14 protein-coding genes are annotated in these 13364 nt (G+C 64.3%); 5 read left to right on the top strand and 9 right to left on the bottom strand.

The features are described from left to right. Positions 1 to 32 precede the first annotated feature (32 nt). From K225_RS0110865 to grpE, 5 genes are all read right to left on the bottom strand, one after another. Positions 33 to 959 (bottom strand): LysR family transcriptional regulator, encoded by a 927-nt coding sequence (locus tag K225_RS0110865; RefSeq protein ID WP_026436435.1) that lies wholly within the window; start codon positions 957 to 959, stop codon positions 33 to 35. Positions 960 to 1123: 164 nt separating this feature from the next. Continuing rightward, positions 1124 to 2488: an MBL fold metallo-hydrolase gene (locus K225_RS0110870; RefSeq protein ID WP_026436436.1), complete on the bottom strand. Its 1365-nt coding sequence runs from the start codon at positions 2486 to 2488 to the stop codon at positions 1124 to 1126. Positions 2489 to 2706: 218 nt separating this feature from the next. Continuing rightward, the gene (gene dnaJ / locus K225_RS0110875; RefSeq protein WP_026436437.1) at positions 2707 to 3852 is read right to left on the bottom strand and encodes a molecular chaperone DnaJ; all 1146 of its coding nucleotides are present in this window, start codon (positions 3850 to 3852) and stop codon (positions 2707 to 2709) included. Positions 3853 to 3939: 87 nt separating this feature from the next. Beyond that, the gene (gene dnaK / locus K225_RS0110880; protein ID WP_026436438.1) at positions 3940 to 5886 is read right to left on the bottom strand and encodes a molecular chaperone DnaK; all 1947 of its coding nucleotides are present in this window, start codon (positions 5884 to 5886) and stop codon (positions 3940 to 3942) included. A gap of 81 nt (positions 5887 to 5967) precedes the next feature. After that, positions 5968 to 6519: a nucleotide exchange factor GrpE gene (grpE, locus tag K225_RS0110885; RefSeq protein WP_026436439.1), complete on the bottom strand. Its 552-nt coding sequence runs from the start codon at positions 6517 to 6519 to the stop codon at positions 5968 to 5970. Positions 6520 to 6748: 229 nt separating this feature from the next. On the opposite strand from grpE, the gene rpsF reads away from it, so the two are divergent. The 5 genes from rpsF to dnaB all read left to right on the top strand — a co-directional run bounded on the left by rpsF (position 6749) and on the right by dnaB (position 9798). After that, entirely contained in the window at positions 6749 to 7126 is a 378-nt protein-coding gene (rpsF, locus tag K225_RS0110890) for a 30S ribosomal protein S6 (protein WP_026436440.1), read from the top strand. A 19-nt stretch (positions 7127 to 7145) separates the two neighbouring features. Then, positions 7146 to 7436, top strand: coding sequence for a primosomal replication protein N (gene priB, locus K225_RS20710; RefSeq protein WP_034712451.1), 291 nt, complete (start codon positions 7146 to 7148; stop codon positions 7434 to 7436). Between the two features lie 17 nt (positions 7437 to 7453). Then, positions 7454 to 7735, top strand: coding sequence for a 30S ribosomal protein S18 (rpsR, locus tag K225_RS0110900; RefSeq protein WP_005795932.1), 282 nt, complete (start codon positions 7454 to 7456; stop codon positions 7733 to 7735). A 12-nt stretch (positions 7736 to 7747) separates the two neighbouring features. Continuing rightward, positions 7748 to 8200 carry a 50S ribosomal protein L9 gene (gene rplI, locus K225_RS0110905; protein ID WP_026436441.1) on the top strand — a complete coding sequence of 151 codons (453 nt, stop codon included), beginning with the start codon at positions 7748 to 7750 and terminating at the stop codon, positions 8198 to 8200. A gap of 179 nt (positions 8201 to 8379) precedes the next feature. Next, complete coding sequence (gene dnaB, locus K225_RS0110910; RefSeq protein ID WP_026436442.1) at positions 8380 to 9798, top strand: replicative DNA helicase; 1419 nt, start codon at positions 8380 to 8382, stop codon at positions 9796 to 9798. A 76-nt stretch (positions 9799 to 9874) separates the two neighbouring features. On the opposite strand, the gene K225_RS0110915 is transcribed toward dnaB, so the two are convergent. From K225_RS0110915 to K225_RS0110930, 4 genes are all read right to left on the bottom strand, one after another. After that, on the bottom strand, positions 9875 to 10261 hold the full coding sequence (locus K225_RS0110915) for a hypothetical protein (protein ID WP_026436443.1): 387 nt from the start codon (positions 10259 to 10261) through the stop codon (positions 9875 to 9877). 2 nt (positions 10262 to 10263) lie between these two features. After that, the gene (locus tag K225_RS0110920; protein ID WP_026436444.1) at positions 10264 to 12021 is read right to left on the bottom strand and encodes a PhoH family protein; all 1758 of its coding nucleotides are present in this window, start codon (positions 12019 to 12021) and stop codon (positions 10264 to 10266) included. A 184-nt stretch (positions 12022 to 12205) separates the two neighbouring features. After that, on the bottom strand, positions 12206 to 12691 hold the full coding sequence (locus K225_RS0110925; protein ID WP_026436445.1) for a peroxiredoxin: 486 nt from the start codon (positions 12689 to 12691) through the stop codon (positions 12206 to 12208). 135 nt (positions 12692 to 12826) lie between these two features. After that, entirely contained in the window at positions 12827 to 13207 is a 381-nt protein-coding gene (locus K225_RS0110930) for an Mth938-like domain-containing protein (RefSeq protein ID WP_026436446.1), read from the bottom strand. Positions 13208 to 13364: the final 157 nt, after the last annotated feature.

The following is a 13364-nucleotide window of genomic DNA, read 5'->3' on the forward strand; positions in this document are numbered from 1 at the left end:
TTCAGGTGGGGTGGTTGGATTTTAGGGGTGCGTCAAAGTGCCGCGCGTGGGGGTGCCAGGTGTTCCACGAGCAGCCGGGCCGTCACGGGCAGGGCGTCGAAATCGCGGGCCACCAGGCGCAGTTCGCGCCGTGCCCAGGGGTCGGCCAGGGGCACGGCCTGCAGGCGGCCCACACCCTGCATGAGGGCAAAGGCCCGGTCGGGGAGCAGGCCCACGCCCAGGCCGTTGTCGATCATGCGGCACATGGCGTCGAGCCCGGTGACCTGGATGCGCTGGCGCAGGGGCCGGCCGGCCGCCGCCGCAGCAGCGCGCATGGCCAGGCTGATGCTGCTGTTGGCATGCAGGCCGACAATGTCCCAGTCCAGCACTTCTTCAAAATGGATCGCTTCTTGCGCAGACAGGGCGTGCGCTGCAGGCACAACCAGCACCAGACGGTCGGTGCGGTAAGGGCGGCTTTGCAGATCGGCGGCGGCGGGGCCGCCGGTGTTGCAAATGCCCAGGTCGGCCGCTCCTTCCTGCACGGCATGCAGCACATCGCTGCTCAGGTGTTCCTGCAGGTCAATCTTGACCTGGCTGTGGGCGCGTGCAAAAGCGCCCAGGTCCTCGGGCAGAAACTGCACGATGGCCGAAATGTTGGCGTGCATGCGCACATGGCCGCGCACGCCTTCGGCGTATTCGCTGAGTTCGCCCTGCATGCGCTCCAGGCCAAACAGCACGGTGCGCGCATGGTGCAGCAGGCTCTCGCCGGCGGGCGTGAGCGTCACGCCCCGGCTGTGGCGATAGAGCAGGGCGGTATCGACGGCGGTTTCCAGATCGGACAGCCGCTTGCTGACGGCCGAGGCAGCAATGAATTCGCGCTCCGCCGCGCGGCCGATGCTGCCGAGTTCGCACACCGCCACAAACAGTTGCAGCGAGGTGAGGTCGATACGGCGCGCAAAGCTGCGCTCGGAGCTTTTCATGGGATGGGGTGTAGTCTTCTTGTTTCGAGAAGACTGTGTATTTTCAGCCCAATTATTGTTTGTTGCCATCGTTGAATGCGATGGCATTCATCGTGCAAGAGGCGGATTTATCAACAAGAGGAGCTGGCAGCTCCTCTTGTTGATGGGAGGCCGATCCCGCGCCTTCAGGCAGGGAGCGTGCTGCCATGCTCGGGCACCGTGGCGCGCCAGCGCAGCTCATGTTCGATGCGCTGGCGCAGCATGTCGGCCGCGCCCATCTCGCCGTGCACCACAAACACCCGGTCGGGCGCGTGCCCCATGCTGCGCAGCCAGGCCAGCGTCTGGTTGGCGTCGGCATGGGCCGAGGCGGACGTGAGCTGCACCACCTCGGCGCGCACATCAATGTCCTGCCCGTGGATGCGCGTGGTCTTTTCGCCGCTGGCGATGCGCGCGCCGCGCGTGCCCGGCGCCTGGTAGCCGGTGATGATGACCATGTTGCGGTGGTCGCCCGCGTACAGGGCCAGGTGGTGCAGCACGCGCCCCCCCGTGGCCATGCCGCTGGCCGACAGGATCACCATGGGCCCGTGGCGGCGCGCCAGGGCCTTCGATTCGTCGGTGGTCTGCACCATGGTGGCGCAGTGCGCGAGGGCATCGGCCTCGTGCCTGGTCAGCCGGTGCTCGCCCGTGTGGTGCGCGAACAGCCCGGTGGTGCTCACGGCCATGGGGCTGTCCAGAAACACCGGCAGCGACCGCGCAATGCTGCCCTGCTTCTTGAGCAGGTTGATGGCGTGCAGCACGGCCTGCGCCCGGCCCACGGCAAACACCGGCACCACGGCCACGCCGCCGCGCTGGGCCAGGCGTTGCAGGGCGGGGGCCAGCTCTTGCAGGATGTCTTCCTGCGGGTGCTGGCGGTCGCCATAAGTGGCTTCGACCAGCACGGTGTCGGCCTGCGGCGGAGCCTCGGGCGGGTTCATGAGCAGGTCATCGGGCCGGCCCAGATCGCCCGAGAACAGGATGCGTCGCCCGCCCACTTCCAGCAGCACGCTGGCCGCGCCCAGGATATGTCCGGCCGGCGTGAAGGTCACGCGCCAGCCGGGAATGGGCTCGAAGGCCTTGTGGAACGCGTGGGGGCGGAACTGCTTCATGCAGTGCTGCGCATCCAGCCGGGTGTACAGCGGCAGCGCCGGTGCGTGCTGCGAGAGCTGGTGGCGGTTCAGGAAGGCGGCGTCTTCTTCCTGCAGGTGCCCGCTGTCGGGCAGCAGGATGGCGCACAGGTCGCGCGTGCCGGGCGTGCAGTGGATGGCCTTGGTATAGCCATCGCGTGCCAGCAGGGGCAGGTAGCCGCTGTGGTCCAGGTGCGCGTGGGTCAGCACCACGGCATCGATCTGGTGGGGCGTGAGGGGCAGGGGCTGCCAGTTGCGCAGGCGCAGCTGCTTGTAGCCCTGGAACAGGCCGCAATCGACCAGCATGCTGTGGCCGTTGTGGCGCACCAGGTATTTGGAGCCGGTGACGGTGCCCGCGCCGCCCAGAAAGGTGATGTTGACTTCCATTGCGATCCTCCATGCATGCCGATGGCTGCCATCGTAGCGGCCTGTGCTGGCTGACTTCTCGGGGTGGAGCGGGTCGAAAGGTGATTCAGATCAAGCTGCGCTGGCAAAGATTGCGGGAGGACGCGCGGCAGGAACGCGGGCGCAAGAAAAAAGGCTGCCCCGCGCGGTGCGGGGCAGCCTGGTGTGCCATGGCCGGCGCCCGATGCGGCGCCACGCGTTCAGCTGAAGAAGTTCTTCAGCCGGTCGGTCCAGCTCTCGCCGCTGGGCGAGTGGCGGCCGCCACCCTTCTTCAGCGATTCATCCAGCTCGCGCAGCAGCTTGCGCTGGTGCTCGGTCAGCTTGACGGGTGTTTCCACCGTGATGTGGCAATACAGGTCGCCGGGGTAGCTGGCGCGCACGCCCTTGATGCCCTTGCCGCGCAGTCGGAACTGCTTGCCGGCCTGCGTGCCTTCGGGGATGTCGATGGCGGCCTTGCCGGCGAGCGTGGGCACCTCGATCTCGCCACCGAGTGCCGCGGTGATGAAGCTCACCGGCACCTGGCAGTGCAGGTCGTCGCCATCGCGCTCGAAGATGTCGTGCTTCTTCAGGCGGATCTCGATGTACAGATCACCCGGCGGGCCGCCGTTGGTGCCCGGCTCGCCGTTGCCGGTGCTGCGGATGCGCATGCCGTCGTCGATGCCGGCCGGAATCTTCACTTCCAGCGTCTTTTGCTTCTTGAGCTGGCCCTGGCCGTGGCAGGACGTGCAGGGCTCGGGAATGATCTTGCCCGTGCCGCGGCAGTGCGGGCAGGTCTGCTGCACGCTGAAGAAACCCTGGCGCATCTGCACTGTGCCGCTTCCGCTGCAGGTGGTGCAGGTCTTGGCGCTGGTGCCGGGCTTGGCGCCGCTGCCGTGGCAGGTGTCGCAGCTTTCCCACGATGGAATGCGGATCTGTGCATCCTTGCCGCGCGCGGCTTCTTCGAGGGTGATTTCCATGGCGTAGCTGAGGTCGCTGCCGCGGTACACCTGACGGCCGCCCGCACCACGCCCGCGTCCGCCCTGCTGGCCGAACATGTCACCGAAGATGTCGCCGAAGGCCTCGGCGAAGCCGCCAAACCCTTCCGCACCGGGGCCACCGGGGCCGCGCATGTTCGGGTCCACGCCAGCGTGGCCGTACTGGTCGTAGGCCGCGCGCTTCTGGGCATCGGAAAGCATCTCGTAGGCCTCTTTGGCCTCCTTGAATTTCTCCTCGGCGCCCTTGGCGCTATCCCCCTGGTTGCGGTCAGGGTGGTGCTTCATCGCCAGCTTGCGATAGGCCTTCTTGATTTCGTCCTCGGAGGCGTTCTTGGGAACGCCGAGGACCTCGTAATAGTCTCTTTTGGACATGGATGAATCAGCCTGGTTGGAAGAGGAACGCCGCGCAGGCACCCTGGAAAGGGGCCGGCGCGGCGGCTCGGGTCAGCAAGGGCTGCTTTAGCCCTTCTTGACTTCCTTCACTTCGGCGTCGACCACGTTGTCGTCGTCCGCGGCCTTGCCCGACGACGCCGATGCGCCTGCCGCGTCCGCGCCACCGGCTGCCTGGGCGGCCTGCGCAGCCTGGGTCTCGGCGTACATCTTCTCGCCCAGCTTCTGGCTGGCAGCCATCAGCGCCGTGGTCTTGGCGTCGATGGCGTCCTTGTCCTCGCCCTTGAGCGCTTCTTCCAGTGCCTTGACCGCAGCGGTGATCGCATCCTTTTCGCCGGCGTCGAGCTTGTCGCCATGCTCGGCCAGGCTCTTGTTCACGCTGTGCACGGCAGCCTCGCCCTGGTTGCGGGCCTGGATCAGTTCGAGCTTCTTCTTGTCGTCGGCGGCGTTCAGCTCGGCGTCCTTGACCATCTTTTGGATCTCGTCCTCGGACAGGCCGGAGTTCGCCTTGATGGTGATCTTGTTTTCCTTGCCTGTGCCCTTGTCCTTGGCGCCCACGTGCAGGATGCCGTTGGCGTCGATGTCGAACGACACCTCGATCTGCGGCGTGCCGCGCGATGCAGGTGGAATGCCTTCCAGGTTGAACTCGCCCAGCAGCTTGTTGCCGCTGGCCATCTCGCGCTCGCCCTGGTAGACCTTGATGGTCACGGCCGGCTGGTTGTCGTCGGCGGTGGAGAAGGTCTGAGCGAACTTGGTGGGGATGGTCGTGTTCTTCGTGATCATCTTGGTCATCACGCCGCCCAGAGTCTCGATGCCCAGGCTCAATGGCGTCACGTCCAGCAGCAGCACGTCCTTGCGGTCGCCCGACAGCACCTGGCCCTGGATGGCCGCGCCCACGGCCACGGCTTCGTCAGGGTTCACGTCCTTGCGGGGTTCCTTGCCGAAGTATTCCTTGACCTTCTCCTGCACCTTGGGCATGCGCGTCATGCCGCCGACCAGGATCACGTCGTTGATGTCGGACACGCTGATGCCGGCGTCCTTCATGGCGGTGCGGCAGGGGGCGATGGTGCGCTCGATCAGCTCTTCCACCAGGGCTTCGAGCTTGGCACGCGTGAGCTTGATGTTCAGGTGCTTGGGGCCCGAGGCATCGGCCGTGATGTAGGGCAGGTTGATGTCGGTCTGCGCGCTGTTGGACAGCTCGATCTTGGCCTTTTCGGCGGCTTCCTTCAGGCGCTGCAGGGCCAGCACGTCCTTGGACAGGTCCACGCCTTGCTCTTTCTTGAACTCGGCAATGATGTAGTCGATGATGCGCTGGTCGAAGTCTTCGCCACCCAGGAAGGTGTCGCCGTTGGTTGACAGCACTTCGAACTGCTTTTCGCCATCGACGTCAGCGATTTCGATGATGGACACGTCGAACGTGCCGCCACCGAGGTCGTACACGGCGATCTTGCGGTCGCCCTTTTCCTGCTTGTCCAGACCGAAGGCCAGGGCTGCAGCGGTGGGCTCGTTGATGATGCGCTTGACTTCCAGGCCGGCGATGCGGCCGGCGTCCTTGGTGGCCTGGCGCTGGGCGTCGTTGAAGTAGGCGGGTACGGTGATCACGGCTTCGGTGACGGGCTCACCCAGATAGTCTTCGGCGGTCTTCTTCATCTTGCGCAGAATATCGGCGCTGACCTGCTGGGCCGAGATCTTGTTGCCGCGCACTTCCACCCAGGCGTCGCCGTTGTCGGCGGCCGTGATCTTGTAGGGCATCAGGTCGATGTCCTTTTGCACTTCCTTCTCGGTGAACTTGCGGCCGATCAGGCGCTTGATGGCGTACAGCGTGTTCTTGGGGTTGGTCACGGCCTGGCGCTTGGCCGAGGCGCCCACCAGCACTTCACCATCTTCCTGGTACGCAACGATCGACGGCGTGGTGCGGGCACCTTCCGAGTTCTCGATCACGCGCGTGGTGTTGCCTTCCATGACGGACACGCAGCTGTTGGTGGTGCCCAGGTCGATACCGATGATTTTTCCCATGTTCTTCTCCGCAATGTTGGAATGGTTGGATAGCTAGTAACTTGTGGATAACTTGAAGGGCTTCAAGCTGGTTCCGTGAAATTATTTGGCGGCGGCCACGGTCACCAGGGCGGGGCGCAGCACGCGCTCGGCGATCACATAGCCTTTTTGCAGCACGGCCACCACGGTGTTCGCCTCCTGCTCGGCCGGCACCACGCTGATGGCCTGGTGCTGGTGCGGATCGAACTTGTCGCCGGCGGCCGGGTTGATGGCCAGTACCTTGTTGCGTTCCAGGGCGGCCTGCAGCTGGCGCAGCGTGGCGTCGGAGCCTTCGCGCAGTTGCTGGACCGTGGCGTTCTGGATGGCCAGGGCGGCGTCCAGGCTGTCGCAGACGGGCAGCAGGCTTTCGGCAAAGCTCTCGATACCGAACTTGCGGGCCTTGGCGACTTCGTCTTCCGCGCGGCGGCGGGCGTTCTCTGCCTCGGCCTTGGCGCGCAGGAACTGGTCGGCCAGATCGGCGCTCTTGGCCTTGAATTCGGCCAGCTCGCCCTGCAGGCGGGCCATTTCATCAGAAGCGTTGGCGGCCATGGCGGCCTCGGCTTCTTCGGGGGCGGGATGGCTGGAGAGGGTGGAGGACTGGCTGTTATCTGGCATGTCGGAATTTTTATGAAACGTACGGATACGCGACAAGGATGGGGCGGGTGGCCCGTATTTCAAGGCCTGCGGCAGCGTCAGAGCGCTTTGTCCATGTCCGCTGACACCCACGGAACGCATGGATCAGGCCAGGAGTGTACAAGCGCAAACATGATGGTTATAATTGCCGGCTTTGCCTTGCCACACCACTTCGAGACGCAGTGGGTGGTCTTACCCAAAAGGAGTATGCATGCGTCATTACGAAATCATTTTGTTGATCCATCCGGATCAAAGCGAACAAGTTCCAGCCATGCTGGAGCGCTACAAGGGCATGATCACCGCTGGCGGTGGCAAGGTGCACCGCGTGGAAGACTGGGGCCGCCGTCAACTGGCGTACCTGATCAACAAGCTGGCCAAGGCCCACTACCTGTGCGTGAACATCGAAGCCGACCAGGCCGTGATGGCTGAACTGGAGCACGCCTTCAAGTTCAACGACGCCGTGCTGCGCCACCTGACGGTTCAGAAGAAGAAGGCCGAGACCGGCCCGTCTTCGATGATGAAGACCGTCGAGCGCGAAGAAGCCCGCAAGGTCAGCCAGGCCGAGTACGCAGCGGCCAACGACCGCTGATCTTCCAGCCCTCACGGGAGTGGAAAACCGCGTTGTCTTGACTGCGTGTATCGCTGAGGCCGAGGCCCTGCGCTACACCCCCGCTGGATTGCCTGCCATCGCCCTGCGACTCGAACACGGGTCCCAGCAAACCGAAGCAGGCCAGCCCCGGGACGTCAAGGCTGCCATGAAGGCCGTTGCCTTTGGTGCAATGGCTGAACGGTTGGCCCGGCAGAACATCGGAAGTCTCTGGACTTTCAGTGGATTTCTGGCCACGCCGCGCAACGGCAAGAACGCAGTGCTCCACATCCAGGATATTCAACAAGATTAATTTTCAAGGGGTCCGCAATGGCCACGTTCAAGAAGTTCAACAAAGACAAGCGCCCAAAGCGCAACACCCAGTCCCTGCTGTTCAAGCGCAAGCGCTTTTGCCGCTTCACGGTGACCGGTGTTGAAGAAATCGACTACAAGGATGTCGACACGCTGCGCGATTTCATCGCCGAAAACGGCAAGATCATTCCCGCACGCCTGACCGGCACGCGCGCCATTTTCCAGCGCCAGCTGAACACCGCCATCAAGCGCGCCCGCTTCCTGGCCCTGGTGCCTTACAGCGACCAGCACAAGATCTAAGGAGCACAACCCATGCAAATCATTCTGCTCGACAAGGTTGTGAACCTCGGCAACCTCGGCGAAATCGTCAAGGTGAAAGACGGCTATGCCCGCAATTTCCTGATCCCTTCGGGCCGTGCACGCCGCGCCACCGAAGCCAACAAGGCTGAATTCGAAGCCAAGCGCGCCGAACTCGAAAAGGCAGCCGCTGCCAAGCTGGCACAAGCCCAGGCTGAAGGCGAAAAGCTGGCCGGTACCACCGTCAAGCTGACGCAAAAGGCGGGTGTGGACGGCCGTCTGTTCGGTTCCGTGACCAACCACGACATCGCCGAAGAGCTGAACAAGCAAGGCTACAAGGTGGTGAAGGCCCAGGTTCGCCTGCCCAATGGCCCTATCAAGGTTGTCAGCGAAACGGCTGTCAGCGTGGCTCTGCACACCGATGTGGTGGTGGAAGTCAACGTGTCGGTCTACGGCGAAACCGCCTGATCGTCGCCCCATCGTCATTTCGTGACGTTGTGCAAAAGCCGCCCTCGGGCGGCTTTTGTTTTTGGTGCGGTACGCCCATACAGGGCCATCCACAGTCTGCCACCTGGTTATCCACAGGCTTGTCCCCATCCCGCCAGGCTGCTCTGCGCTAGCATTGAACGCCTGTCCCAAGGAGCCCCATGTCCGCTGTTTTTCCCCCGCTCGAAGACCACGGTTTTGCGCCGTCCCTGCCGGATCGCGAAATTGCCCAGTTGCGCGTGCCCCCGCACTCGATCGAGGCGGAATCGAGCGTGCTCGGCGGGCTGCTGCTGGACAACAACGCCTGGGACCGCGTGGGCGACCTGCTCAAGGATGGCGACTTTTATCGCTACGAGCACAAGCTGATCTACGCCGCCATCGGCGGCCTGATCAATGGCAGCAAGCCCGCCGACGTGATCACGGTGTACGAGCAGCTCCAGGGGCTGGGCAAGGCCGAGGAAATCGGTGGCCTGGGGTACCTGAACAATCTGGCGCAGTATGTGCCGAGCGCGAGCAACATCCGGCGCTACGCCGAGATCGTGCGCGAGCGCGCCATTCTGCGCAAGCTGGTCACGGCCAGCGACGAGATCGCCACCAATGCGTTCAACCCCCAGGGGCGTCCGGTCGACAAGATCCTGGACGAGGCCGAGCAGAAGATCTTCAACATCGGCGAGGAAGGCTCGCGGATGAAGCAGGGCTTTCAGGCCATGGACACGCTGGTGGTGGACCTGCTCGACCGGGTGCAGGAGATGGCCGACAACCCGAACGACATCACCGGTGTGCCCACCGGGTTCATCGACCTCGACCGCATGACCTCGGGCCTGCAGGCCGGCGACATGGTGGTGCTGGCGGCGCGCCCGTCCATGGGCAAGACGGCGTTTGCCGTGAACATTGCCGAGCATGTGGCGCTGAACGAAGGCCTGCCCGTGGCCATTTTCTCGATGGAAATGGGCGCCGCGCAGCTGGCCGTGCGTATCGTGGGCTCGATTGGCCGCATCAACCAGGGCAACCTGCGCACCGGCAAGCTCTCGGATGAGGAATGGCCGCGCCTGACCGAGGCCATCGAAAAACTGCGCACCGTGTCGCTGCACATCGATGAAACACCGGGCCTGACGCCGTCGGAGTTGCGCGCCAATGCGCGGCGCCTGGCGCGCCAGTGCGGCAAGCTGGGCCTGATCGTGGTGGACTATCTGCAGCTGATGAGCGGCTCCAGCGGCTCGCAGGGCGAGAACCGGGCCACCGAGCTGGGTGAAATCTCGCGCGGCCTGAAGATGCTGGCCAAGGAGCTGCAGTGCCCGGTGATCGCGTTGTCGCAGCTCAACCGCTCGGTGGAGCAGCGCACCGACAAGCGCCCCATGATGAGCGATTTGCGCGAGTCGGGCGCCATCGAGCAGGATGCCGACATCATCATGTTCATCTACCGCGACGACTACTACAACAAGGACAGCAAGGAGCCGAATGTGGCCGAGGTCATCATCGGCAAGCAGCGCAATGGCCCCACCGGCACCGTGAAGCTGTTCTTCCAGAAGTCGCAGACGCGCTTCGAAAGCCTGGCGATGGGGTCGGGCGACGATTTCTAATGAAAATAGCCGCTAGCGCTTATGCATAAGCGCTAGCGGCTATCAAAGTAGAAGCGGTTGGGTGTTGCGAGCGATGCTATGGCCGCAGAGCCCACACCAGCAGGCCCACGCACAACGCCCCCAGTATGGCGACGGCTGCCGTGAGGCGCCGGTTGCGCAGGCGCAGTGCCTCGACCGCCTGCACTACCTGGGCATGCTGTTCGGCCAGGGACTGGATCAACAGGGCTGATTCCTGCTGCTCCAGTTCGAGCCGCGCCACGCGCTCGCGCAACTGCTGCAGTTGCAGGGCGACCGGGGGAGCGGCTGCGCCGTCCGCATCCGCCAGTTTGCCTGCAGCGGCATCCGCAGTACCTTGGCGCGTGGTGCCCAGCAGCTTCTTGGCTGCCTGCAGGATCTGGGGCGTCGCCTCCAGGACATCGCCCCAGGGAACCAGCTTGAGGGCGGCAACCCAGCCCACCGCCATGGCTACAGCACCTCGCTGGCAAAGTCTGCCAGGCGCGAGCGCTCGCCGCGCGCCAGCGTGATGTGGCCGCTGTGCGGCCAGCCCTTGAAGCGGTCCACGGCGTAGGTCAGACCCGACGAGCCTTCGGTGAGGTAGGGCGTGTCGATCTGCGCCAGGTTGCCCATGCAGATGATCTTGGTGCCGGGGCCGGCGCGGGTGATCAGCGTCTTCATCTGCTTGGGCGTCAGGTTCTGCGCCTCGTCGATGATCACGTACTTGTTCAGGAAGGTGCGCCCGCGCATGAAGTTCATGCTCTTGATCTTGATGCGGCTGCGGATGAGCTCGTTGGTGGCGGCGCGGCCCCACTCTCCCGCGTTGCCGCCATCGCCCTTGGCCAGGAATTCGAGGTTGTCGTCGAGCGCGCCCATCCAGGGGCCCATCTTTTCCTCTTCGGTGCCGGGCAGAAAGCCGATGTCCTCGCCCACGCTGACGGTGGCGCGGGTCATGATGATTTCGGTGTAGCGGCGGTCGTCCAGCACCTGGGTGAGGCCCGCGGCCAGGGCCAGCAGGGTCTTGCCGGTGCCGGCCGTGCCGGTCAGTGTGACGAAGTCGACCTCGGGGTCCATGAGCAGATTCATGGCGTAGTTCTGCTCGCGGTTGCGCGTGGTCACGCCCCATACCGCATGCTTGGCCGAGCCATAGTCCTTGAGCGTCTGCAGCACCGCGGTTTTCTCGCGGATCTCGCTGACCCGGGCAAACATGCTGGGCTCGCCCGGAGCCTCGAAGTACACAAACTGGTTGATCATCAGCTGCGGCACGATGGGGCCGCCGATGCGGTAATAGGTGTTCGCGCCGCTTTGCCAGCTTTCCACGTTCTTGCCGCTCTTGGCCCAGAAGTCGGGGGGCAGGGCCAGTACGCCAGAGTAGAGCAGGTCGCCGTCTTCCAGCGTTTTGTCGTTCTGGTAGTCCTCGGCGTTCAGGCCCAGGGCGCGCGCCTTGACGCGCATGTTGATGTCCTTGGATACCAGCACCACTTCGCGCGGGGCGTGCAGCTTGCGCAGCGCTTCCACCACGCCGAGGATCTGGTTGTCGGCCTTGCCTTGCGGCAGGCTGGTGGGCAGGCTGTAATCGAGCGGGGCCGTCTGGAAGAACAGGTGGCCGCCCGCAGCGCGCTGGCCTGTGGAGTCGAGCTTGAGGCCATGCGCAATGTCGGCGCCTTGCACGCCCGCCAGGGCATCCAGGGTGCGGCTGGTCTGGCGGCCGTTGCGGGCCACTTCGGTCATGCCCTTCTTGTGGCCATCCAGCTCTTCCAGCACGATCATGGGCAGGAAGATGTCGTGTTCCTCAAAGCGGAACAGGCTGGTCGGATCGTGCAGCAGCACATTGGTGTCCAGCACGAACAGCTTGGCAGGGCCCTGCGGTTGCGCCTTTTTGCTGCGGGACGCACCGGTTGCTGCGGGCGCGCTGGCGGTGGTCTTGCTGCCGGGGCTGCGCGGGCCGCGTGCACTGGCAGGGCTGCGCGCTGCGGGGGCCGTGGCGGGCGTGCGGGCGGGTTCTGGCGTGCGCGACCGGGTCTCGACCTGGATCAGGGCAGGGGCCGCGCCCGCTTCGAGGGTGGCCGCATCGTTGCGTGCGCTCTTGCGTCCACCCCGGCTGGCGGGGACGGCCGTTGTCTCTGCGTCGGGAAGCAGATTTTCGACGGGGCGGGCGCGCGCGCTTGCTTTGTAGGCTTCAGGTGCGAGGAGGGCGGCGCGCCGGTTGGGGGCGGGGGGCAGGGGCATGGTGGCGGGGTCTCGGGCAGTGGGGTGTTCAGAAAGCAAAAAGCCGCCTGGAGACCAAGGCGGCTTTGGAGGGAGAAAAAAGCGTTGCTGATTTCAGGAGCATCGAACCATTATGCCCATTCACCATGTCGGATTGCGGAAGGCGTCCGCAATCCGTGCCGGGGGGGGCTTGCAACGGTGGATTTCAGGCGGCCTTTTTCAGGGCCTTGATGGTCTTGACGGCCTTGAGCACTTCGTCCACGTGGCCCGGCACCTTCAGGCCGCGCCATTCGTTGTGCAAAATGCCATCGGGTCCGATCAGGAAGGTGCTGCGCTCGATGCCCTTGACCTTCTTGCCGTACATGATCTTGTTCTTGACCACACCGAACATGTGGCACATCTTTTCTTCGGTGTCGGCGATCAGCTCAAACGGCAGTTCCAGCTTTTCCTTGAACTCGTCGTGCGACTTCATGTTGTCGCGCGATACGCCGAAAACGGCTGCACCCGCCTTGACGAAGTCCTTGTACCGGTCACGGAACTGCATGGCTTCCGTGGTGCATCCAGGGGTGTTGTCCTTGGGGTAGAAGTACAGAATCACAATCTGGCCGAGGTGGGAGGTATTGGACACCTTGATTCCACCAGTCGCGTTGGCTTCAAATTCAGGGAGGGGTTTGTTGACAACGATCGCCATGGCACTTCAATCTCTCAGGATGTAGTCGTTGAAAAGCCGGGGGAGCTGGGGTGTTATTGCTTTTGGTGGTGCCCCCGACCGCAACCTAGGATTTTACCCTGAAAACGCCTGAGAACCAAGCTGCCACCCCGCCCCCTAAGACCCTGGCGCTTCCAGAATGAGCGCCGCCACCACGTTGCGGCCTTCGCTGGCAAGAATGTTGTAGGTGCGGCAGGCAGCGGGGGTGTCCATGGTTTCAAGGCCCAGTCGCCGGGCCATCAGCGGCTGCAGCCAGGCGGGTGGCGGAAAGCGGTTGCGTGCGCCGCTGCCAAAGACGATCAGTTCCGCTTCCAGGGTGGCCAGCTGGGCGAAATGCTCGGGTGTCAGGTCTTCAAAGCGGGTGCATGGCCAAGCCAGGCGCAGGCCGCCCGAACCCAGGATGATGCTGGTGGTGATCTTTTCCGTATCCACACCGATCCAGCCGGGGCCGTAGGCCCGGATGGTTTGCGCGGTGGAAGGTTCGGGCTGGAATTTCATGCAAGGACGGGGTGGGTGGGCGCGGGCCGTGGGTTGGGGCTTGGCGGGGGGGGGGGGCGCTGTGGCCTCGGGGGCGCCGGCGATCTGTGGTCAAATTATAGGTTTCGCCAAAGCGCCCGGGGCGCTGTCAGGTCTCTGGCAACATCGCATTCCAACG

The sequence above is a fragment of the Acidovorax sp. JHL-9 genome (assembly GCF_000426205.1).
In the GTDB taxonomy this organism is placed as follows: Bacteria; Pseudomonadota; Gammaproteobacteria; order Burkholderiales; family Burkholderiaceae_C; genus Acidovorax; species Acidovorax soli.